Origin of the sequence: Roseinatronobacter bogoriensis DSM 18756 (assembly GCF_004366635.1) — a bacterium.
Taxonomy (GTDB): domain Bacteria; phylum Pseudomonadota; class Alphaproteobacteria; order Rhodobacterales; family Rhodobacteraceae; genus Roseinatronobacter; species Roseinatronobacter bogoriensis.
This window is the reverse complement of record NZ_SORN01000001.1, coordinates 856,602-878,225: the sequence shown is the minus strand read 5'-3', so window position 1 is coordinate 878,225 and position 21,624 is coordinate 856,602. Positions and strand designations below refer to the sequence as shown.

At 60.3% G+C, this 21,624-nt stretch carries 25 protein-coding genes; 16 read left to right on the top strand and 9 right to left on the bottom strand.

Annotated features, from left to right (window positions below; genetic code table 11):
* Nucleotides 1–16: 16 nt before the first annotated feature.
* From EV660_RS04035 to EV660_RS04015, 5 genes are read left to right on the top strand one after another with little or no spacing between them, the layout of a single operon-like run.
* Nucleotides 17–997, top strand: coding sequence for a type II secretion system F family protein (locus tag EV660_RS04035; protein WP_071481298.1), 981 nt, complete (start codon nt 17–19; stop codon nt 995–997).
* 2 nt (nt 998–999) lie between these two features.
* On the top strand, nt 1,000–1,584 hold the full coding sequence (locus tag EV660_RS04030; RefSeq protein ID WP_375781700.1) for a tetratricopeptide repeat protein: 585 nt from the start codon (nt 1,000–1,002) through the stop codon (nt 1,582–1,584).
* Nucleotides 1,585–1,604: 20 nt separating this feature from the next.
* Entirely contained in the window at nt 1,605–2,462 is an 858-nt protein-coding gene (locus EV660_RS04025; protein ID WP_071482224.1) for a tetratricopeptide repeat protein, read from the top strand.
* The gene (locus EV660_RS04020) at nt 2,462–2,965 is read left to right on the top strand and encodes a prepilin peptidase (RefSeq protein ID WP_071481299.1); all 504 of its coding nucleotides are present in this window, start codon (nt 2,462–2,464) and stop codon (nt 2,963–2,965) included. The genes EV660_RS04025 and EV660_RS04020 overlap by 1 nt, the downstream gene beginning before the upstream one ends.
* Nucleotides 2,966–3,021: 56 nt before the next feature.
* Nucleotides 3,022–4,332: a P-loop NTPase family protein gene (locus tag EV660_RS04015; protein WP_071481300.1), complete on the top strand. Its 1,311-nt coding sequence runs from the start codon at nt 3,022–3,024 to the stop codon at nt 4,330–4,332.
* Nucleotides 4,333–4,337: 5 nt separating this feature from the next.
* On the opposite strand, the gene EV660_RS04010 is transcribed toward EV660_RS04015, so the two are convergent.
* A complete protein-coding gene (locus EV660_RS04010) occupies nt 4,338–4,838 on the bottom strand; it encodes an Lrp/AsnC family transcriptional regulator (RefSeq protein WP_071481301.1) in 501 nt (166 codons plus the stop codon).
* Between the two features lie 169 nt (nt 4,839–5,007).
* On the opposite strand from EV660_RS04010, the gene trxB reads away from it, so the two are divergent.
* A complete protein-coding gene (trxB, locus tag EV660_RS04005; protein ID WP_071482225.1) occupies nt 5,008–5,949 on the top strand; it encodes a thioredoxin-disulfide reductase in 942 nt (313 codons plus the stop codon).
* A 327-nt stretch (nt 5,950–6,276) separates the two neighbouring features.
* Here the strand turns inward: trxB and EV660_RS04000 are convergent, their stop codons facing one another.
* Nucleotides 6,277–6,732 carry an NUDIX domain-containing protein gene (locus EV660_RS04000; RefSeq protein ID WP_071482226.1) on the bottom strand — a complete coding sequence of 152 codons (456 nt, stop codon included), beginning with the start codon at nt 6,730–6,732 and terminating at the stop codon, nt 6,277–6,279.
* A 79-nt stretch (nt 6,733–6,811) separates the two neighbouring features.
* On the opposite strand from EV660_RS04000, the gene EV660_RS03995 reads away from it, so the two are divergent.
* Nucleotides 6,812–7,522, top strand: coding sequence for an esterase/lipase family protein (locus EV660_RS03995; protein WP_375781701.1), 711 nt, complete (start codon nt 6,812–6,814; stop codon nt 7,520–7,522).
* 17 nt (nt 7,523–7,539) lie between these two features.
* Here EV660_RS03995 and ruvB read toward each other — a convergent pair whose 3' ends face one another.
* The 3 genes from ruvB to ruvC are packed head-to-tail and all read right to left on the bottom strand — an operon-like array spanning nt 7,540 to nt 9,752.
* Complete coding sequence (gene ruvB / locus EV660_RS03990) at nt 7,540–8,577, bottom strand: Holliday junction branch migration DNA helicase RuvB (protein WP_071481303.1); 1,038 nt, start codon at nt 8,575–8,577, stop codon at nt 7,540–7,542.
* A gap of 3 nt (nt 8,578–8,580) precedes the next feature.
* A complete protein-coding gene (gene ruvA, locus EV660_RS03985) occupies nt 8,581–9,252 on the bottom strand; it encodes a Holliday junction branch migration protein RuvA (protein WP_071481304.1) in 672 nt (223 codons plus the stop codon).
* Nucleotides 9,249–9,752, bottom strand: a complete 504-nt coding sequence (ruvC, locus tag EV660_RS03980; RefSeq protein WP_071482228.1) for a crossover junction endodeoxyribonuclease RuvC — start codon at nt 9,750–9,752, stop codon at nt 9,249–9,251. Before ruvC ends, ruvA begins: the two co-directional genes overlap by 4 nt.
* Nucleotides 9,753–9,986: 234 nt before the next feature.
* On the opposite strand from ruvC, the gene EV660_RS03975 reads away from it, so the two are divergent.
* Nucleotides 9,987–10,196 (top strand): DUF1127 domain-containing protein, encoded by a 210-nt coding sequence (locus tag EV660_RS03975; protein ID WP_071482229.1) that lies wholly within the window; start codon nt 9,987–9,989, stop codon nt 10,194–10,196.
* A gap of 124 nt (nt 10,197–10,320) precedes the next feature.
* Here the strand turns inward: EV660_RS03975 and EV660_RS03970 are convergent, their stop codons facing one another.
* The 4 genes from EV660_RS03970 to EV660_RS03955 all read right to left on the bottom strand — a co-directional run bounded on the left by EV660_RS03970 (nt 10,321) and on the right by EV660_RS03955 (nt 14,770).
* Nucleotides 10,321–10,713 carry a hypothetical protein gene (locus EV660_RS03970; protein ID WP_071481305.1) on the bottom strand — a complete coding sequence of 131 codons (393 nt, stop codon included), beginning with the start codon at nt 10,711–10,713 and terminating at the stop codon, nt 10,321–10,323.
* Nucleotides 10,714–10,840: 127 nt separating this feature from the next.
* Entirely contained in the window at nt 10,841–11,707 is an 867-nt protein-coding gene (locus EV660_RS03965) for a 50S ribosomal protein L11 methyltransferase (protein ID WP_071481306.1), read from the bottom strand.
* 153 nt (nt 11,708–11,860) lie between these two features.
* Nucleotides 11,861–12,511, bottom strand: coding sequence for a peptide-methionine (S)-S-oxide reductase MsrA (msrA, locus tag EV660_RS03960; protein ID WP_071481307.1), 651 nt, complete (start codon nt 12,509–12,511; stop codon nt 11,861–11,863).
* A gap of 60 nt (nt 12,512–12,571) precedes the next feature.
* The gene (locus tag EV660_RS03955) at nt 12,572–14,770 is read right to left on the bottom strand and encodes a primosomal protein N' (protein ID WP_184409727.1); all 2,199 of its coding nucleotides are present in this window, start codon (nt 14,768–14,770) and stop codon (nt 12,572–12,574) included.
* A gap of 85 nt (nt 14,771–14,855) precedes the next feature.
* Between EV660_RS03955 and fsa the strand changes: the two genes are divergently transcribed.
* The 8 genes from fsa (at nt 14,856) to queG (ending at nt 21,602) form a co-directional block, all read left to right on the top strand.
* Nucleotides 14,856–15,509, top strand: a complete 654-nt coding sequence (fsa, locus tag EV660_RS03950) for a fructose-6-phosphate aldolase (protein WP_071482231.1) — start codon at nt 14,856–14,858, stop codon at nt 15,507–15,509.
* Between the two features lie 58 nt (nt 15,510–15,567).
* A complete protein-coding gene (locus EV660_RS03945; protein WP_071481308.1) occupies nt 15,568–16,284 on the top strand; it encodes a DUF484 family protein in 717 nt (238 codons plus the stop codon).
* Nucleotides 16,281–17,219 carry a tyrosine recombinase XerC gene (locus EV660_RS03940; RefSeq protein WP_071481309.1) on the top strand — a complete coding sequence of 313 codons (939 nt, stop codon included), beginning with the start codon at nt 16,281–16,283 and terminating at the stop codon, nt 17,217–17,219. The genes EV660_RS03945 and EV660_RS03940 overlap by 4 nt, the downstream gene beginning before the upstream one ends.
* A gap of 123 nt (nt 17,220–17,342) precedes the next feature.
* Nucleotides 17,343–17,972 carry a CDP-alcohol phosphatidyltransferase family protein gene (locus EV660_RS03935; protein WP_375781709.1) on the top strand — a complete coding sequence of 210 codons (630 nt, stop codon included), beginning with the start codon at nt 17,343–17,345 and terminating at the stop codon, nt 17,970–17,972.
* Between the two features lie 71 nt (nt 17,973–18,043).
* Entirely contained in the window at nt 18,044–18,919 is an 876-nt protein-coding gene (locus tag EV660_RS03930; RefSeq protein WP_071481310.1) for a 3-hydroxybutyryl-CoA dehydrogenase, read from the top strand.
* A 90-nt stretch (nt 18,920–19,009) separates the two neighbouring features.
* Nucleotides 19,010–19,774 carry a monofunctional biosynthetic peptidoglycan transglycosylase gene (gene mtgA / locus EV660_RS03925; protein ID WP_084634972.1) on the top strand — a complete coding sequence of 255 codons (765 nt, stop codon included), beginning with the start codon at nt 19,010–19,012 and terminating at the stop codon, nt 19,772–19,774.
* A gap of 61 nt (nt 19,775–19,835) precedes the next feature.
* Nucleotides 19,836–20,501: an FtsZ-binding protein FzlA gene (fzlA, locus tag EV660_RS03920; RefSeq protein ID WP_071481311.1), complete on the top strand. Its 666-nt coding sequence runs from the start codon at nt 19,836–19,838 to the stop codon at nt 20,499–20,501.
* A gap of 24 nt (nt 20,502–20,525) precedes the next feature.
* Nucleotides 20,526–21,602: a tRNA epoxyqueuosine(34) reductase QueG gene (gene queG / locus EV660_RS03915; protein WP_071481312.1), complete on the top strand. Its 1,077-nt coding sequence runs from the start codon at nt 20,526–20,528 to the stop codon at nt 21,600–21,602.
* Nucleotides 21,603–21,624: the final 22 nt, after the last annotated feature.

The following is a 21,624-nucleotide window of genomic DNA, read 5'->3' as shown; positions in this document are numbered from 1 at the left end:
GAAAGGCTTATCGACAATGCTTGAGATGCTGAACACCCCGCTTGGACTGATCACCCTGTCGGCCGTGGGTGGTGCGCTGTTGCTGGTCGTCGGCCTGAGCGCCGTCATGAGCGGCGGGCGCGTCGATCCGATGCAGAAATTTGCCGAACAGGCCAAGCCGAAGAAAGACGCATCCGCGCCGGAAGCGGCCAAATTGCGCCGCAAGGTCGGGCGCGAGTTCAAGTCGCTTGAAAAATACGCGCGCTTTCTAGAGCCGGAAAATGCGTCGGAAATGTCCGAGGCGCGCCAGAAGATGATCCGTGCGGGGTATCTGAGCAAGACCGCTGTGCGCGACTTCGCCGCCTTGCAGTTCATTCTGGCGATCACAGGCCTGATCCTGTCTTTCCTGCTGGTTTTTGTCATCGCGCCAGAGAGTTTTGAAAGCCCGCTCATGCTGGGTATCGCCATGATCGCACCTATGGTTCTGGGATATTTCGGCCCAAGGCGCTGGCTGGAACAGCGCATCGAAGCACGCAAGGAAGAGATCATTTCCGGCTTTCCCGATGCGCTGGACATGATGCTGATCTGTGTCGAGGCGGGACAGTCGCTAGACCAGTCCATCCGCCGCGTTGCCAAGGAAATCGGGTTCGCATATCCGGCACTGAGCGAGGAATTAAGCGCGGTTGGCGAACAGGTCAAAGCGGGGCGCGAGCGCAGCGAAGTCTTGCGCGACATGGCAAAGCGCTGCGATGTCATCGACATCACCTCTTTTGTCACGGTCATGGTGCAAGCGGCGACCTATGGGACGTCCATCACCGATGCGCTTCGGGTCTTTGCAGCAGAAATGCGCGATAAACGGTTCATGCGTGCAGAAGAGAAAGCAAATACCTTGCCCACAAAGATGACTCTGGGCACAATGGCGTTTACTGTTCCGCCGCTTCTGATCATCTTGGTGGGCCCGTCTGTAGTCGGGATCATGAACGATCTGAGTGGCGGAAGCGTCATGCCTGGGATGTAAATTTGCGACCTATCGGCCTATTTCTGGGATTATGCCTGCTGGCAGCCTGCACAGGTGCAGGCCAGAACAGCCACGAAAGTTTGATTGCCAGCGCTGGCCCCGATCAGTTGGGGCCACAGGCCGGTCGTGTCGATGTCATCGAGGCAGTGGATGGGTTGATCGTCGGACACAGGGCAATGGCTGCCGGAGAGTATGAGATCGCCTTGCGGGCCTATCATCGCGCAGCAGGCTCTCAGGGGGCGACGGTCGATGTGCTGTCTGCAATCGGCTCTGCCAATCTGCGCCTTGGGCGCCTGCAACAGGCCGAACAGGACCTGCGCAGGGCGCTGGAACTGGACGAAACATTCGTCCCGGCGCATAATAACCTTGGTGTGGTATTGGCCGAACAGGGAAAATGGGGCGAAGCCAGTCTACATTTTCGCAACGCCTTTGCGTTTGACTCGGGCCGATCTGCTGAAATTCGCGATAATTTGCGTTTAGCCATCGAAAACTCTCAACAAACAGGGTATGGTGAAGAAGAGGCACTTCAGCTTTTGCTGATGCGGCGGGGCAGCGGCAGGTATCTTTTGTTGTCCACGCCACTATGATGAGCAGTGAGGACGCAAAAATGCGCCACCCTATGATATTTGCGCTGCTGGCAGGCAGCGTGTTCGCACTTGCTGGATGCGAAGACAGCAAACAGGCCAGCGTTGGTCGAGCAATCGACACTGTGACTGCAATAGACCAGCAGAATATGGCGGATCTGATGCTTGCCGCCGGCGACCCGGATGAAGCGGTTGCCTATTTCTCCACTCAGGCAGAGGCCGACCCGGAAAATATTCGCAATTTACGCGGCCTTGCCCGGTCACTTGTCCGCGCAGGTCGTACCGCAGAAGCGGTGCCGGTCTGGCAGAATGTGATCAACCACCCCGAAGCCACGAATGATGACCGCGTTTTGCTGGCCGATACCTATATCCGCGCAAATGACTGGGAACGCGCCGAGCAGACGTTGAACGCCGTCCCGCCAACGCATGAAACATTTGACAGGTACCGGCTGGAAGCCATGATCGCGGATGCCAACCAGCAATGGGCGCGCGCGGATCATTTTTATGAAACCGCCGCAGGCCTGACCACGCGTCCTTCGGGCGTTTTCAACAACTGGGGGTTTTCGAAACTGACCCGGGGCGAACCACGCGATGCCGAACGCCTGTTCACACAAGCCCTTCAGCATGACCCGGACCTGTTCACCGCCAAGAATAATCTGGCCCTCGCCCGCGCAGGGCAAGGAAATTATACCCTGCCGGTCGTGCGCATGACCCAGCAGGAACGCGCAATGCTTCTGTACACGATGGCCATCGCCGCCATCCGCAAGGGCGACGAGACCATGGGTCGGACCTTGCTGCAAGAAGCCATAGACACACATCCCCAGCATTATGACGAGGCCGTGCGCGCCATGCGCGCATTGGAAGGCGGGGGGCGTGGCTGATGCTGCTGAATGCCCAGTCGGCCATCTGGTTTTTGCCATTCGTGGCACCCATCGCCCTTTGGGTCGCCTGGAGCGACATGAAATGGATGAAAATTCATAACTACGCCGTATTGGCGCTGGTTGCTGTTTACCTTGTAATCGGCTTGATCGCCCTGCCCTTGCACTCCTGGGCCTGGGGGTGGGCAAGCCTTGCTGTTGTTCTTGTTGTAGGTTTTGTGCTGAGTTCTGTTGGCTTGCTGGGCGCAGGTGATGCGAAATTCGCCGCGGCCATGGCCCCTTTCATAGCCCTTGGTGACCTGAGCCTGTTTCTGATGATGCTGGCCTGTGTCACTCTTGTAAGCTTTGTCGCCCATCGCCTTGCGCGGCGCACCCGCCTTGTTCAGGGGCTTGTCCCTGAATGGGAAAGCCTGCACCGAAGCGAGTTTCCGATGGGTCTGGCGCTGGGTCCAAGCCTGCTGTTCTATCTTTGCCTTGCTACAATCTTCGGCAACGGGACTACCTGATCCAAGGTCGTCTTGCGTGCCGGAGTCCACACTCTCTCGTTGGTAGGGACATAATCATGAACGCCCATCCACCCCAGATCACGGCCCCCCCGGCCATTCGCAGCCTTGAAGCAACAGGCCTCGGCCAGGTCCTGATGCGTGATATTCTGTTGAAAACGATGTTCAGAATGTCGCTTTCAAGTGTCACCAAAATCTCGAAAACGCTGTGCCTGCCCATTCCCCAGACAATCGAGTTGATCGACAACGCGCGCGGCGAACAACTGATCGAAGCTGTCGCCGCAGCCAAGGTCAGCACCTCTTCAGAGGCGCGGTTCCAACTGACGGAGTCCGGCAAGGCACGCGCGCTGGATGCGCTGACACAGTCTGAGTATTATGGCGCTATGCCGGTGCCGCTGGAACAATACGAGCAGCAGATCAAACGCCAGTCCATACGCGACATTCAGATCACGCGCAGGCAGATCAAGATTGCGATGGGCGATCTTATCCTGCCCCCCAGCCTGATCGACGATCTTGGCCCCGCCGTCAGTTCCGGCCGTTCGATCCTGATGTATGGCCCCCCCGGCAACGGCAAATCCTCCATCTCGAATGGTATCCGCGCCGCGATGGGCGACCGCATCTATGTCCCTCGCGCGGTTGTTCATGCCGGACAGGTGATCAATGTCTATGACCCGATTGTTCACACTCAGGTTGAAAGTTCAGACGACAACCCGTCCCTGCTGCGCCAGACCGGAAACCGGTTCGACAACCGCTATGTCTGCTGCGAACGCCCGACCGTTATCACCGGCGGGGAATTGTCGCTTGAAATGCTAGACCTCAAATTCAACCCCGTCTCGCGCACCTATCAGGCGCCCTTGCAGTTCAAGGCAACAGGCGGCGTGTTCATCATCGACGACCTTGGCCGACAGGAAGAGCCGCCGCAAGCCATCGTCAACCGCTGGATCGTCCCGATGGAGATGAATTACGATATTCTGGCGCTACAATCGGGCGAAAAATTCATCGTACCATTCGACACGCTTGTGATCTTCTCGACCAACTTTCACCCAAATGACATTTTCGATCAGGCCGCCTTGCGCCGGATCTTTTACAAGATCAAGATCGACGGCCCCAGCCAATCGGACTTCCTGAAAATCTTTGCAATGGTTGCAAGGAAGCGCAACATGCCGATTGATGAAGAGACGGTGCTGTATCTGATCCAGAAGAAATACCCGACCATCGACAATGTCTATGCCAATTACCAACCGGTTTTCCTGATCGACCAGATGATCGCCATCTGCGATTTTGAGGGGCTGCCTAGGCACATGTCGCCCGCGCTGATCGAGCGGGCGTGGAAAAACATGTTCGTTGAGTCCGAAACCATTCTGCGCTGACGCGCTTATTCCAGTTCGGCGGCGCGTGCCTCAAGCACATCGAAGGGCACGCCCGGTTCTGCCTTGGCGCAGCGGATCACCAGTGACGTCTTGACAGTGATCACATTGTCAGCGGCCAGCAGTTCTTCCGTCAGGAAGCTCTGGAAGCTCGACAGGTCCGGCGTGACGCATTTCAGGATGAAATCAATCTCACCGTTCAACATGTGACACTCGCGCACCAACGGCCAGTCGCGGCAACGCTGTTCAAACCGCGCCAGATCGGCCTCGGCCTGCGAATTCAGGCCAACCATGGCAAAAACCTGCACTTCAAACCCCAGATCCCGCGCATTGACCTGCGCATGGTATCCGCGAATGAAGCCCTGCTCTTCCAATGCGCGCACCCGGCGCAGACAGGGCGGGGCAGAAATACCCACGCGTTTTGCCAATTCCACATTGGTCATCCGCCCATCGGCCTGCAACTCTGCAAGGATCCTCCGGTCAATCGGATCAAGCTTACCGCCTGACATGCTCTCACTCCTGCTTTTTGCACTTCTTTACGCATCATGCAGGGATTGCGCAATAATATTTCAATCATGCGCAATAAATTTAGCCCTTGCCTGCCGCGGCATTCCCCCTCTTGTGCTGGCGGCCACAGCGCTTAGATTGCGCCTGAAATCAGATTTGGGGAATGAACGCATGAGCGACTCGCGCCACACACGGCTATTGATCATCGGCTCCGGGCCTGCCGGATATACCGCTGCTGTCTACGGGGCGCGCGCCATGTTGGAACCGGTTCTGGTGCAGGGTATTCAACCGGGCGGACAACTGACCATCACAACCGAGGTCGAGAACTGGCCGGGCGATACGATGGTAACAGGGCCGGAACTGATGGTTCGCATGGAAGCCCATGCCAAGGAAATGGGCACCGAGATCATCTCGGACCATATCTCGTCGCTGGACCTGTCGCAGCGCCCCTTCACCGCAACGGGCGATAGTGGCACAACTTACACCGCCGATGCAGTGGTGCTGGCCACAGGGGCGCAAGCGCGTTGGCTGGGCCTGCCATCAGAGGAAAAGTATAAGGGCATGGGCGTATCGGCCTGTGCGACATGTGATGGTTTTTTCTATCGCGGCAAGGAAGTCGTGGTTATTGGTGGCGGCAACACAGCCGTAGAGGAAGCGCTGTTTCTGACCAATTTCGCATCAAAGGTCACGCTGGTGCACCGCCGCGACAGCCTGCGCGCAGAGAAAATCCTGCAACACCGCCTGTTCAACCACCCCAAGGTCGAAGTGATCTGGGACCATACGCTGGATCAGGTCATGGGCGACAGTGCCGCCCCCGGTGTTGAAGCCGTGCGCCTGCGCCATGTTACAGATGGCAGCACGCGCGATATCGACTGTGCGGGCGTCTTCATTGCGATTGGCCACAGCCCGGCAAGTGAACTGGTCAAGGACCAGTTGAAGATGCAAGAGGGCGGCTATGTCTGGGTCGAGCCGGGCAGCACACGAACCTCCATCCCCGGTGTCTTTGCCGCAGGCGACCTGACCGACCACACCTACCGGCAGGCCGTCACCAGCGCCGGTATGGGCTGCATGGCCGCATTGGATGCAGAGAAATTCCTCGCCGAACAGGAGTGAGCAGCTTCAAGTCGTGGCGAAGCAGGGTTTTACAGTGCCGAGTTGAACGGCTTTGTTGATGCTCGATCATCGCGGCAAGCTGCGCATCGTCGGGCCGCGGTGCGGCGATCCACGGGCAGATCTATGGCGCTTTATGCCGACCAAATCCGCGCAAGCTCAAATCTGCGCGCTGGTGGTAGCCAAATCGCCGTGCCGTGGGGGCGGCCCGGCGATGCGCGGCGGGCTTACGCCCTTGATTCCGCACAGAATAAATTAACGAATGTCGTCTTCATCCTTCAACTCGCCCCCACACACACAAATATGACCCAGCACGCGCGCCCCAAAGCGCTAGCGCACTATCGGTTCCAACGCATCATACAAAGCGCGCCCGTCCCAAGCGGGCGCGCCCCATGCGATTTCAGGCAGGCTGTCGGGCTTGTAGCGCAAGGCGCGCATGTCCCCCTCGGACACGAAGCGGCGCGAATTGACCACGCCTGCCGGATCAATCCAGCCCGGATCAATCCGCCCCCCGATGATCTCCGCACGAAAATAGATATCAACCTGATGAAACCGGCTGTCGGGATCATGGAACTCATTGATCAGACAGGGCGCACCAACCGCAATCTGCAAGCCGCATTCCTCATGGACTTCGCGGTGCAGATTGTCCGGCAAGGACTGTCCCGGCTCAACCCCACCACCGGGCGCGCACCATAGGTCACTGACACCACCAGGCCAAGCATTCACCAAAAGCAGACGGTTCTGATGCAGGATCACGGCGCGAACGGCCAATCTCGGTTTTGTCATGTCTTGCCTTGCCATTTTGCGTATCGTAACGCTGGTGATGCATTCATTCGCGCCCTATATTATAAAAATGAGAGTTTTCTTGACAGCCCTTCTTCTGGCCCCTGCCCCCGCAATCGCAGATTGTGTTGTCCTGCTACACGGGCTGGCCCGGTCAGAGCATTCCATGCGCGTCATGGAAGAAGCGCTGGACCTGCATGGTTATCAGGTCGTCAATCACGGCTACCCGTCCCGCGCGGCCCCGATCGAGGAACTGATGGAACATGTCGGCATTGCGGTCGGCAATTGTGGCGAAGGGACCGTTCATTTTGTAACCCATTCGATGGGCGGCATACTGGCGCGCGGCTGGCTGGCAAGAAACCGTCCGGAAGCTATGGGCCGCGTGGTCATGATGGCACCGCCCAATCACGGATCAGAACTGGTTGATTTCTTTTCCGATATCGAGGCGTTTTCCTGGATGAATGGTCCCGCCGGGCTGGAACTTGGCACCAAACAGGACGCAACCCCGAACATACTGCCAGAATTCCCGAATTATCAGCTTGGGATCATTGCGGGCGATGTCTCGCTCAACCCGCTGACTTCGGCGCTGATTGACGGGGATGATGATGGCAAGGTTTCGGTCGAAAGCACCAAACTGGCCGGGATGACCGACCATATCGTGCTGCCGGTGACACATACATTCATGATGAACAACCCGATGGTCATTGCCGAAACACTGGAATTCCTGCGCAACGGTGCATTTGATCACGGCATGAGCTTTGGCAACGCGCTGCGCAAACTGGCCAACCCCTGACGGGCTGTCCCCCGCGCTTACTCTTCAAATAACCGTCCCTGAGGGTTGGGCACAGGCGCGGGCAGCCCCAGATGCGCCCATGCTTTTGCCGCCAGCATCCGGCCGCGCGGCGTGCGGGCAATCAGGCCCTGTTGCAACAAGAACGGCTCGATCACCTCTTCAATCGCATCGCGCGATTCCGACAGTGCTGCCGCAATCGTCTCGACACCCACAGGCCCACCGCCATAATTCTCGGCCAGCAGGGTCAGATAGCGCCGGTCTGCCCCATCCAGCCCCAGATGATCGACCCCCAGCCGCGTCAGGGCATTATCCGCCAGCGCTTGCGTCAGGCGGCCATCACCTTCGACCAGTGCAAAATCCACCACGCGCCGCAGCAACCGGCCAGCAATACGCGGTGTGCCGCGCGCCCGCCGCGCAATTTCCAGCACGCCCGCATCCTCTGCCGCGACCCCCAACAGCCGCGCACCGCGTGCAACAATCTGGCACAGCTCTGCCTCGGTATAGAATTGCAACCGCGTCGGAATGCCGAAGCGGTCGCGCAACGGCGTTGTCAGAAGCCCGAGTCGTGTGGTTGCCCCCACCAGTGTGAAAGGCTGCAATTCAATCCGCACAGTGCGCGCCGCTGGCCCTTCGCCGATGACCAGATCAAGCTGGTAATCCTCCAGCGCCGGGTACAGCACCTCCTCCACAGCGGGGTTCAGGCGGTGGATTTCATCAATGAACAGCACATCGCGCTTTTCCAGATTGGTCAGGATCGCGGCCAGATCCCCCGCCTTGGCCAGCACCGGCCCCGAAGTCATGCGAAACCCGACCCCCAATTCGCGCGCCATGATCTGCGCCAATGTGGTTTTGCCCAGACCGGGCGGGCCATAAAACAGCGTGTGATCCATCGCCTCCCCCCGCATCCGGGCAGATTGGATGAACACCTTGAGATTGGCGCGCGCCTCGCGCTGTCCGATGAATTCATCCAGCGATTGCGGGCGCAGCGCCTTGTCCAGCTCGGGGGCGTCTTCGGGCAAGTCCTCGCCGCGCAGGCTGGGGTCGGGCGTTGTCATGGATCAGCCTTTCGGGGCAAGCAGCCGCAGGGCTGCGCGGATCAGGGTTGGCGTGTCGGCATCAGGCGTATCGGCCTGTGCCTCGGCCACGGCGCGGGCCGCGTCAGAGGGGCCATAGCCCAGATTGCCCAAGGCCGACATCGCCTCGGCCACCGCACTGGAACGCGGCGCGGGCGCAGGCGACGCAGGCCGCGGCGTCGCCACTGTCAAATCGCCCTCTGGTGCCGCGCTCTGCGCGGGGGCCGCAGGCGTCTGTTCGGATACGGCCATCAGGGCTGGCGCCTTGTCCTTCAACTCATTTGCGATGCGCAACGCCAGCTTTGGCCCAACGCCGGGCGCCTTGCGCAGCGCAGCACTGTCGCCCAGCGCAATCGCACGCGAAACCCCTTCCGGCCCCAAAGCCCCCAGAATGGCAAGCGATGCTTTCGCCCCCACCCCCTGAACCGAGGTCAGCACCCGGTGCCATTCCTTTTCCAACAGCGTGGGAAACCCAAATAGCTGCATCAGGTCCTCACGCACCACCATATCGATATACAGCGCTGCCGCCTCTCCCCTGCCTGGCAGCGCCATCAGGGTCCGCTCGGACACATACACGATATAGCCTACCCCCCGGACATCCAGCAGCACGTGATCGCTGGCACGGTGGTCAATCACTCCGGTCAGTTTGCCGATCATTGCACCCGCTCCGCCAATTGCATGGCACGCGTCGATTGTGCGTGAAACGCATGGCATATGGCAATGGCCAGCGCATCGGCAGCGTCCGGCCCCTCGATCTGCACTCCGGGCAATTGCATCCGCACCATATGGGCGACCTGCTCTTTTGCGGCCTTGCCGACACCCACGACCGCTTTCTTGACCGCATTGGGGGCATATTCCCCCACATCCAGCCCCGCTTGCGCGGGCACCAGCAGCGCGATGCCGCGCGCGCTGCCCAGTTTCAACGTGGCGACGGCGTCCTTGTTCACAAAGGTCTGCTCGACTGCAGCGGCAGCGGGCGCATAGCAGGCCATCACGCGGGTCAGTTGTTGATGCAGGTCCAGCAGACGCGCGGCCAATGTGCCTGTCGGGTCAGAATGACACACCCCATTGGCCACATGGCGCAGACGCACACCATCTGCATCAATCACCCCCCAGCCCAGATTGCGCAGCCCTGGGTCAATGCCGATTACGCGCATCGCAGCCTCTTGTTTTATTGTTGTGACCTGCTCTTGCACTCAATTAGCACGAAAGGCGAACATCTGCCAAGCGTTTCATCGCAGTCCAAGGGGCAAGACCCGATGCAAGCCATGCTGCGATTGCATAATAGGCTTGCGTTTTTTCATTCTAGTCGCGCACAGGCACTGGGCATATATGGCAAGTATCCGCACAAGATCTGTGCGGTTTGAAAACTTTACCCTATGGAGACCAAAATGGCCTATTACGCACAAAGCCGTATTCATACGGAACAGGTGCTCGCCGGTTTCCAGGGCCTGTCGCTTGGCACTTTATTCGCCACCCTCAAGACCTGGAACGACGAACGCATCACCCGGCGCGAACTGAACGCTCTCTCTGACCGCGAACTTGCCGATGTTGGCCTGTGCCGCGGCGACATTGAGAATGTTGCCAAGGGGCGCTTCTGACGCACCCGGACAGCGCAGCGCTTCTGCCACGGAATACCCCAAGCCGCCCAAATCAGGGCGGCTTTCTATTTGGGCGCAAGGCTCAAGGCAAGGCTCACGATCTGGCCATGTGCTGCATGTGCAATCAGTCTTGCGTGCCAGACATGTTCAAGGGCACGGTCATCCCTTCTGACGCAGCGGGCGCTTGCTCCGCCGAAAATAGCGGCTTGAGCAAAGCTGCAATCGCCGTGGACGCAGGATCAGGGGCGATCGCAAGCGCAATCACACCGCCTTCTGGCTGCGTTTCCATGATCGGGGCGACCATTTGCACATAGGCCTCCTGCCCCTCAAAAGCCATGATGAAGCTTTTGATCAACAGAAGCACCACGCCGAACACAACGAAACTGCCCAGAACAGAAGCCACCACAGACAAACGCCGTTTGCGCGCATACTGGCGATGTCGCGGGTCTTTCTTGATGCTGGCCTGCAAGACTGCAAGCCGGCGTTGTTCAAATTCAGCTCTCTGTGCTTCCGTCATTGTCCTGCCCCAGAAATTCGCTGCGCGCGCATAGGCGCTTCGCCATAAAGTCACGGCAATTACTAGCAGCGGAATTCGGCGAAACTGGGGCAGGCGAAGGGCGATTTCACAGCATATGCTGCGCTTTTCAGCGTTTCAGCGTCAATGTCGTCCATTCGCCAATATCTTCACGATGGTGCAATCCGAAACCCGCCGCTACATAGGCCTCAAGCACCTTTTCGGCCTGTTCCACCAGCAAGCCCGACAAGATGGCATAGCCGCCCGGCGCTGTAACCCGGCCCATTTCCGGCGCAAGCTCGATCAATGGTCCCATCAGGATATTGGCAAAAACCAGATCAAAGGGCGCTGCGGCCTGCAACTCCGGATGATCAAATCCTGTCGCCTCCAGAGAGCGGACACGGTCTGACAGGCCATTGGCCGCCATGTTCACCTGCGCAACCTCGACCGCGATGGCGTCAATATCGCTGGCAAGCACAGGTTCAGGCCAGATTTTCGCCGCCGCCATTGCAAGCACCGCCGTGCCGCAGCCGATATCGACCACATTGCGCCCCTGAAACCCCGCCATATCCAGCCGGTCAAGCGCGCGCAAACAGCCCAGCGTCGTGCCGTGATGGCCGGTTCCAAAGGCCATGGACGCCTCGATCAGCAGGCCAACGCGCCCTTCAGGCAGTTTATCTGCATCATGGCTGCCATAGACGAAGAACCGCCCCGCCTCGACCGGCGACAGGTCGCGCCGCACCTTGGCCACCCAGTCGATTTCTGGCAATTCCGACACCAGAAATGGCGTTGCCCCGAATGCCTGTGCCAGCAGGGTCAATTCGATGTCATCAGGGCATTCGGTAAAATATCCGCCCACTTCCCACAGCCCGGACCCGTCTTCCATCTCGAACACGCCCACGCCTGTGGGTTCCGGGGTCATGTTCTCCATCGCTTCTGACAGGGAATAGGCCGCCTCGGACGAGGTCAGCTTGGTGATGGCGGTGAAAGTGGGCATGGGCTGGCCTTTGCTGGTCTGCGAACAGGGGCCGCGATAGCGGGCAGGCCTGCCCCGGTCAAGCAAAAGCGAAGGCCAACAGGCGGCTGTGCCACGGCTTGGGCGCGCGCGGGTGGGCGGGTGGGCGTGCGCCCAAGCCGTGGCGCAGCCGTCTCAGGCCGACAGGCCGATGGGACAGGTCACCCCGGTTCCGCCAATCCCGCAATAGCCCGCCGGATTCTTGTGCAGATACTGCTGATGGTAATCCTCGGCAAAGAAGAATTCCGGCGCCTCCACAACCTCTGTCGTGATCGCGCCGTACCCTGCCGCCAGAAGCCGCGCCTCATAGGCTTTGCGACTGGCCTCTGCGGCTGCTTTCTGCGCGTCCGAATAGGTGTAGATGCCGGAACGGTATTGCGTGCCCCGGTCATTTCCCTGTCGCATGCCCTGTGTCGGGTCATGCCCTTCCCAGAACCGCTGCAACAGCGCCTCATAGCTGATCTGTGCCGGGTCGAATATGACGCGGACCACCTCATTATGGCCGGTCTTGCCTGTGCAGACTTCTTCATAACTCGGGTTCGGGGTGAAGCCGCCCGCATAGCCCACCATGGTCAGCCAAACGCCGGGGATTTGCCAGAAAATCCGCTCGACCCCCCAGAAACAGCCCATACCAAACATCGCCACCTGAAAGCCCTCGGGCACAGGGGCTTTCAACGGGCGCCCGAAGATGGCGTGGGCTTCTGCTGTCGCAATCGCCTCGGCGCGACCGGGAAGGGCCTGTTCCGGGGTGATCATGCGTGTTTTATCTAGGCCAAATCCGAACATCTCGACACTCCGTTTCTGCATGGGCCTTCAGATAACCCCGTTTCGCCGTTTTGCAACGGCTCAGTAAAAGCTTTGCGGGTCAATATCCACTGCAAGGCGCAGGCCGCGCGGCAGTTTGTGCGGCTTGATCCAGGCCGCAACAGCCGCCTGCAAGGCCGCGCCTTTGGGCGCCTTGACCAGCAACCTGACCCGATGCATGCCCCGAATGCGCGCAATCGGGGCGGGGGCGGGGCCAAAAACCTGCGCACCAATCGCGCGCAGGGGCGCGTCTGCCTGTGCCAGCCGCGTGCCCAGTTCAAACGCTGGCTCCATCGCCGGGGCCGACAGGATAACCCCCGCCAACCGTCCATGCGGGGGCATGCGCAGCGCTTCGCGCTGCGCGGATTCGCTTTGCCAGAACGCCTCTTCCTCGCCCGACAGGATCGCGCGAATGACCGGGTGATCGGGCTGGCTGGTCTGAACCAGCGCACGCCCCGGCTTGTCCGCGCGCCCTGCCCGCCCAGATACCTGCCGCACCAGTTGAAACACCCGCTCTGCCGCGCGCAGATCAGACCCCGACAGGCCCAGATCGGCATCAATCACCCCTACCAATGTCAAATTGGGGAAATTATGGCCCTTGGCCACGATCTGCGTGCCGATGATGATATCCGCCTCACCGCCCGCGATCACGGCGATCTGATCTTTCAACGCGCGGGCAGACCCGAACAGGTCGGATGACAGCACCGCCACCCGCGCGTCAGGCCACAGCGCGCGGGCCTCTTCCTCCAGACGCTCCACGCCCGGCCCGACCGGGGCAAGGCGATCTTCCGCACCGCAAGCCGGGCATTTCACGGGCATCGGCGCAGTTGCCCCGCATTGATGGCACACAAGCCGCTTGAGAAACCGATGCTCGACCATGCGCGCATCACAATCGCTGCACTCTACCTGATGCCCGCACGCCCGGCAAATCGTCAGCGGCGCATATCCGCGCCGGTTCAGAAACAACAACGCCTGTTCGCCCGCAGCCAGCCGCGCAGTGACCGCCTGTTGCAGCGTAGGTGACACCCAGCGGCCAGAGGGCAGGTCTTCGGCGCGCAGATCAATCGCGCGCATCTCTGGCAGGGTATTGGGGCCAAAACGCGCCGTCAGATCAAGCCGCGCGTATTTCCCGGCCCGCGCATTGGCCCATGTTTCCAGCGATGGGGTGGCCGAGGCCAGCACCACCTGCCCCCCCGACATGGCCGCGCGTAACACCGCCATGTCGCGCGCATGATACAACACCCCCTCTTCCTGCTTGTAGGAACTGTCATGTTCCTCATCGACCACAATCAACCCCAGGTCACGAAATGGAAGAAACAGGGCGGAGCGCGCGCCCACCACAAGCTGCGCCGCCCCCTGCCCCACCATATGCCAGCAGCGCCGCCGTTCGCTGAGGGTGACACCCGAATGCCATTCCGCAGGCCGCGCCCCGAAACGCTTTTCAACCCGCGTCAGGAATTCCGATGTCAGCGCGATTTCGGGCAAAAGCACCAGCGCTTGCCGCCCCTGCGCCAGACAGGCGGCGATGGCTTCCAGATACACTTCTGTCTTGCCTGACCCGGTCACCCCTTTCAGCAGCGTGGTGCCGTATGCGCCTGATTGCACCCCGGCCGCCAGCCGTGCCGCCGCCTGTGCCTGATCTTCGCTCAATTCCGCCCCGGCGCGCAGAGGGTCAAGGCGCGGATATGGCTGGTCGCGCAGCGCTTCGCGCTCCAGCAGCGCGCCCGCCTGTACCAGCCCGCGCACCACAGCGGAACTGACGCCCGCCGCCTGCGCCAATTCACCCGGTGTCAGCCCTGCCCCGCCAAAAACGTCGAACACTGCCAGCACCTTTTCGCGCGCCTCGGTGATGCGGGCGGGCGGACTGTCGCTGCGGTATAACAGCTTGCGCGTGGCAGGGCCGCTGCCAAGGTCAGGCACACGGGTTGCCAGCCGCAACATGGCGGGCAAGGGGGTCAGCGTATAGTCGGCCACCCGCGCCAGAAAGGCGCGCAATTCCGCGCGCATCGGCACCGCATCCAGCACCCGGATGATGGCGCGCAGCTTCGCACGCGGAAAACTGCCCTCTGCCGCGCCCCAGACCACCCCCATCACACGGCGCGGCCCCAGCGGCACCTCGACAAAAGCGCCGACCCAGACGCCGCCTTCGGGGGCCAGATAGTCCAGCACACGCCCCAATGGCTCTGCCGTCAGCACCCCGCAGGGCGTGCCTTCATCAAAAAAATCCAGTGAGTCGGTCATTGGCATGGGTCAAGGGGGGTTCCGGCTGGGCAACGCTTCAGGTATGACGCGGGCAAACACTGGCCGCAACCCGAAGGGGCATGACATGAAATTCTTTGTCGATACCGCAGATGTAGACGCAATCCGCGACCTGAACGATCTGGGCATGGTGGATGGCGTGACCACCAACCCCTCTCTGATCCTGAAATCAGGGCGTGACATCATCGAAGTCACACGCGAAATTTGCGGCATCGTCGAAGGCCCGGTTTCCGCCGAGGTGGTCGCACTTGAGGCCGATGCCATGATCGCCGAAGGCCGCAAACTGGCCGAGATCGCGCCGAATATCACCGTCAAACTGCCGCTGACATGGGACGGGCTGAAAGCCTGCAAGGTTCTGTCGGGCGAAGGCAAGATGGTCAATGTCACGCTGTGCTTCAGTGCAAATCAGGCGCTTCTGGCGGCCAAGGCCGGGGCAACCTTCATCTCGCCCTTCATCGGGCGTCTGGATGACATCGCGCTGGATGGCTGCGAGTTGATCGCCGATATCCGCACGATCTACGACAATTACGGGTTCGAGACGCAGATTCTTGCGGCCTCTATCCGCTCTGTGAACCATGTTCTGGATGTGGCGCGCATTGGTGCAGATGTCATGACTGCCCCCCCAGAGGTGATCCGCAAACTGGCTTCTCACCCGCTGACCGATGCCGGACTGGCACAATTCATGAAGGATTGGGAAAAAACAGGTCAAAAAATCCTGTAACCTTTGCTATAGTCCGCCCAACAATACGAACAAGAGCAGTTAACGGACAGGCAAACAGATGACAGGCACAGCACTCAGGCCCGAAGCGGTCGAGGAATTGCGCGACAGGATCCTTGCAGACCCGTCGCTTATTCTGGATGACAAGGACCTTATGCGCACGCTGGTCAGCGCCAGCGAGCGCGGCATGGGCGACAATATCGTGGACCTGCGCGGGCTGGCGATGGAACGGCTTGAAGCCCGGCTTGACCGGCTGGAAGAAACCCATCGCGCCGTGATTGCGGCGGCCTATGAGAACCTGTCTGGCACCAACCAGATCCATCGCGCGATTCTGCGCATGCTGGACCCTGACCAGTTCGAAGGGTTTTTGCGCAATCTGGGCACCGATGTCGTGCAGATCCTGAATGTCGATGCGATCAAGCTGGTTCTCGAAAGCCCCGAGGCCGGGCCAGACCCCGCATTGGAACGCATCTCGGAAGTGCTGCGCGTGGTCCCTGTCGGCTTTATCGAAACTTATATGAGTTCGGATCGCGGGCCGACCACCCGTCAGGTGCTGCTGCGCCAGTCGATCCCGCAAACCGATACGCTTTATGGCGCGAAAGCGCCCGATCTGCGGTCCGAAGCCTGTATGCGGCTGGATCTGGGCGCGCATCGTATGGCCGGAATGCTGGTCATGGCCACCGAAAACCCGCATATGTTCAAGCCCGGACAAGGCACTGATCTATTGGCGTTTTTCGCCGGAATTTTTGAAAGGTCGATGCGGCGCTGGCTGGCATGACAGCATCTGGTTTGCAGCTAAGTGCCGCAATGCGCGATGCCTTGCAGCTTTGGCTGCAAGGGCTGAAAGCCCTCGATGGCGCGTCAGAGCATACGATCACGGCATATGGCCATGATGTTGGCCAGTTTCTGGGGTTTCTGGCGCAGCATCACGGCGGCAGTGCGGGCCTGCGCCAACTGGCCGATGTGACGCAATCCGATATGCGCGCATGGATGGCATGGGAACGCGGCGCAGGGCTTGGCAGCCGCAGCCTTGCGCGCAAGCTCTCCAGCATCAAGAGTTTTGCACGCTGGCTGGCCGAGCGGGAAAATCTGGACATCTCTGCCATTCTCGCCACGCGCGCCCCGCGATTCAGCCGGAAACTTCCCCGCCCTCTCAGCGCCGAGTCAGCGCGCGAGGTGCTGGACAATGCCAGCCTGCAAAGCCGCGAAGACTGGGCAGGGCTGCGTGACACGGCGGTTCTGACACTCCTTTACGGGTGCGGATTGCGCGTCTCCGAAGCGCTTGGCCTGACCGGGCGCGACGCGCCTTTGCGCGCGGCCTTGCGCATTCACGGCAAGGGCGGCAAGGAACGCCTCGTGCCGGTCCTGCCCGTCGCACAACAGGCCGTCACGGCCTATCTGCACGCCTGCCCGCATCCGCAAACCCCTGATGCGCCACTGTTTCGTGGCCTGCGGGGCGGCCCGCTCAGCCGGCGCCATATTGCCAAGGTGATGGAACAGACGCGCCTGCAACTTGGCCTGCCCGCCACTGCCACCCCCCATGCGCTGCGCCATTCTTTTGCAACGCATCTGCTGGCCGCAGGCGGCGATCTGCGCGCGATTCAGGAACTTCTGGGCCATGCCTCGTTGCAATCGACGCAAGTCTATACCGCCGTCGATTCCGGTCGACTGATGGAGATTTATCACGCCGCACACCCCCGCGCGCATGGATGATTGAATCCCGCGCCATGCTTTGCGAAAGAGGGCGCGGAAATGACAGGAAGGAAAGCGTGCGTGTCCCCCAGCCTGAAAGCTTATTCAGTCCATCTGTTCACGGCCACAGGTGCCGTATTTGCCATGCTTGCCCTGCTAGAGGCCGTGCAGGGCGATTGGGCCATGATGTTCCTGTGGCTGGTCGTGGCCTTTATCGTGGATGGAATCGACGGCCCCCTGGCGCGCCGCTACCATGTCAAACAGAACGCGCCAACCGTTGACGGGGTGCTGCTGGACCTGATCATCGACTACCTGACCTATGTTTTCATTCCTGCATTCGCCCTGTTTCAAAGCGGGCTTCTGCCCGGCTGGACAGGCTGGATCGCGATTATCGTCATCACCTTCACCAGCGTTCTGTATTTCGCCGATACGCGGATGAAGACTGACGACAATTCTTTTCAGGGCTTTCCTGCCTGCTGGAACATGGCCGCGGTCGTCATCTTTGCGACCCGCCCGGAATTCTGGGTGATTCTGGCAATCGTGGGCTTTCTGGCCGTTGCCATGTTCACGCAATTGAAATTTATCCATCCCGTCAGAACCGAACGCTGGCGCAACCTGTCATTGCCCATCGCATTGGTCTGGACCGCACTGGCGGGCTGGGCGGCGTGGCTGAATTTCGAACAACCGCAATGGGTGACGCTTGGCCTGATCGTGACCAGCCTCTATCTGATCAGCGTGGGATTCGTGCAGCAGGTCATGCCAGCACGCCGTTAAGGCCATTCGCCCTTGCGCTAGGGCCACGGCCGGACATATGGTCTGGCCATCCAAGGACAGGAGAGCGGAAAATGGACATCAAGACTGTCGGCGTTGTGGGTGCAGGCCAGATGGGCAGTGGCATCGCCCATGTCTTTGCGCTGGCAGGCTATGACGTGCTGCTCAATGACATCTCGGAGGATGCGCTGAGAAAGGCCGTTGACCTGATCGACCGCAATATCGGGCGGCAGGTGTCACGCGGCAAGGTATCTGCCGAAGACAAGGACGCAGCCATGGCGCGGATCCGCACCACCACCAAATTGCCTGATCTTGGCCCGTCCGATCTGATCATCGAAGCCGCGACCGAGCGTGAGACAGTCAAGCAGGCCATTTTCGAAGATCTGCTGCCCCATATCCAGCCGCATACGATCCTGACCTCGAACACGTCCTCAATCTCGATCACGCGATTGGCCAGCCGCACCGACCGCCCAGAACGGTTCATGGGCTTTCATTTCATGAACCCCGTGCCGGTCATGCAACTGGTCGAACTGATCCGTGGCATTGCAACGGATGAAGCCACCTACAAGACCCTGCACGCCGTTGTGGAAAAGCTGGGCAAGACCTCTGCCAGCGCCGAAGACTTCCCCGCTTTCATCGTGAACCGCATCCTGATGCCCATGATAAACGAAGCCGTCTACACGCTGTATGAAGGGGTCGGTTCTGTCAAATCCATCGACGAGTCGCTGAAACTGGGTGCAAATCACCCGATGGGGCCTTTGGAACTGGCCGATTTCATTGGGCTGGACACATGCCTTGCGATCATGAATGTGTTGCATGACGGGTTGGCCGACACGAAATACCGCCCCTGCCCGCTGCTGACCAAATATGTCGAGGCCGGCTGGCTGGGCCGCAAGACCGAGCGCGGATTCTATGACTATCGCGGTGACGAACCCGTGCCGACGCGATAAACCGACACCAGGGCGGATTGACGGCAGCGTGCATTCTCGTCACTGACGCCGGAATGCAGCCACGAGAATCGCAAACCCCATGAGCCCGCCATGAGCCGCGCGTCCAACAAGAAAAAGGCGAAATCCTCCGCCAACGCCAAGGCACGTGCCACGTCGCGCAATGGCGTGTTGCACCGCATTGCCGACGCGCTGCGCTGGTTCAAGCGCAAGCTCTGGCGCATTCTAGGTGTCATTTTCCTGCTTTTGGTCGCTTGGGTGCTGCTCTATCGCTTTGTCCCCCCGCCCGGTGGCATCTACATGCTTCAGGAATACCGGCGCATCGGTGAAATCCAGCGCCAATGGGTGCCGATGGACCGCATCGCGCCGGTGATGGCCCGGTCTGTCATTGCTGCCGAGGATGCGAATTTCTGCCTGCATTGGGGCTTTGACATGGCCGAAATCCGCAAGGTCATCGAATCGGGCAGCACGCGCGGGGCCTCGACCCTCAGCCAACAGACAGTGAAAAATGTCTTTCTGTGGCATGGCCGCGACTGGACCCGCAAGGCGCTTGAATCGGGCCTGACCCTGATGGTCGAGCTGCTGTGGCCCAAGCGGCGCATCCTCGAAGTCTATCTTAATATTGCAGAATTTGATGATGGTGTCTTTGGGGTCGAAGCGGCCGCACAGCATTACTTTCGCGTTTCAGCAAGCGATCTAAGCGCGCTTCAGGCCGCACGGCTTGCTGCGGTTCTGCCTGCCCCGAAAAGCCGTGACGCCGCCAATCCCACACAATTTCTGCGCAGCAGAACCGCCGCGATTGTTGACGGGGCAGCAACAATCGCCCGTGACGGGCGTGCATCCTGTATCGACGGTTGAACTTCGGCGCGCCGCACGGCAAGAGGGGGTATCTGCCGCAATCAGAGGTTCAGCCCCTTTCATGGCCCGACTGTATCATGTCCCGCTCTCTCCCTTCTGTCGCAAGGTTCGTCTGACCCTTGCGGAAAAACGTATCGAAGTAGAGTTGCTGGAAGAGAAATACTGGGAACCCACGCAGGATTTCATGCGCCGCAACCCGGCGGGCAAAGTGCCGGTGCTGCGCCATGACGGCAAGATGCTCAGCGAAAGTCAGGCGATCTGCGAATATCTGGACGAAACCATCCCGAACCCGCCACTTGTGCCGAAAAATCCCGATGCCCGCTATGAAATGCGCCGTCTGTGCACATGGTTTGATGACAAGTTTCATGTCGAGGTGACGTCAAACCTGCTCTATGAGCGTGTGAACAAGAAGATCATGAATGCAGGCTATCCCGACTCGGGGCGGATCAAGATGGGTTCGGCGCGGATCAAGTTCCATCTCGACTATATGGACTGGCTGCTGGGCCAGCGCCGCTGGCTGGCGGGCAATGACATGACGCTGGCCGATTTCACGGCAGCCGCGCATCTGTCCTGCCTTGATTACATCAATGATGTGGACTGGTCGCGCTCGTCGCTGGTGCATGAATGGTATTCCAAGATCAAGTCGCGCCCGGCATTCCGCACCCTGCTGGCCGACCAGTTGCCCGGCTTGCCACCGCCCGCGCATTACACCGATCTGGATTTCTAGCGCGGTTTGGCCCATGTGAAGGGCATGTCAGCAGACCTGAAAACCGCACTTTTGACTGAGGCCCGCGCTGTCGGGTTCGATGCCTGCGCCATCACCCGTCCCGATGCCATACCGCAGGCGCCCGAACGGCTGCGCAGCTTTGTTGATCTGGGCCGTCATGGACAGATGGCGTGGATGGCAGAGCGGATGAGTTGGCGCGCCAACCCTACCGCGCTCTGGCCGCAGGCGCGCAGTATCATCATGCTGGCCGAAAGCTACACGCCGGACTACAACCCGCTTGATCTGCTGGCGCAACGCGAGCGTGGCGTGATTTCCGCCTATGCTTTGGGGCGCGATTATCACGATGTGGTCAAGAAACGGCTCAAACGGCTGGGGCGCTGGCTGATCGATCAGGCGGGGGGCGAGATCAAGGTCTTTGTCGATACCGCGCCTGTCATGGAAAAACCCCTTGCCGCAGCGGCGGGGTTGGGCTGGCAGGGCAAGCATACCAATCTTCTGTCCCGTGATCTGGGCAACTGGGTGTTTCTGGGCGCTATTTTCACCACGCATGACCTGCCCCCCGACGCGCCCGCGCAGGAGAATTGCGGCTCTTGCCGTGCCTGCCTGGATATCTGCCCCACAGATGCCTTTCCCGCGCCGTTCCAACTGGATGCACGGCGCTGCATCTCCTACCTGACGATCGAACATCATGGCCCGGTGCCGCTGGACTTGCGCGAAAAGATGGGCAACCGCATCTATGGCTGCGATGATTGTCTGGCCGTCTGCCCGTGGAACAAATTCGCGCGCTCTGCGTCCGAGGCGAAATATGCCGCGCGCGAAGGCATGGTGGCACCCGATCTGGCCGAATTGGCGGGGCTGGACGATGCGGGGTTTCGCGCGCATTTTTCCGGCTCTCCGATCAAGCGGATCGGGCGCAACCGGTTCGTGCGCAATGTGCTTTATGCAATCGGGAATTCCGGCGCGGCGCGGCTGTTGCCCGTAGCACAAGCACTGACAGACGACCCCGACCCAACCGTGGCAGAGGCCGCCAGATGGGCGGCTGAACGGTTGCAAACGCGGTCAGATGCAGCGCCGGGCGCGCCTGCGCGCCCACGATCCTGACCCCCTCGATGGGGGGAAGGAT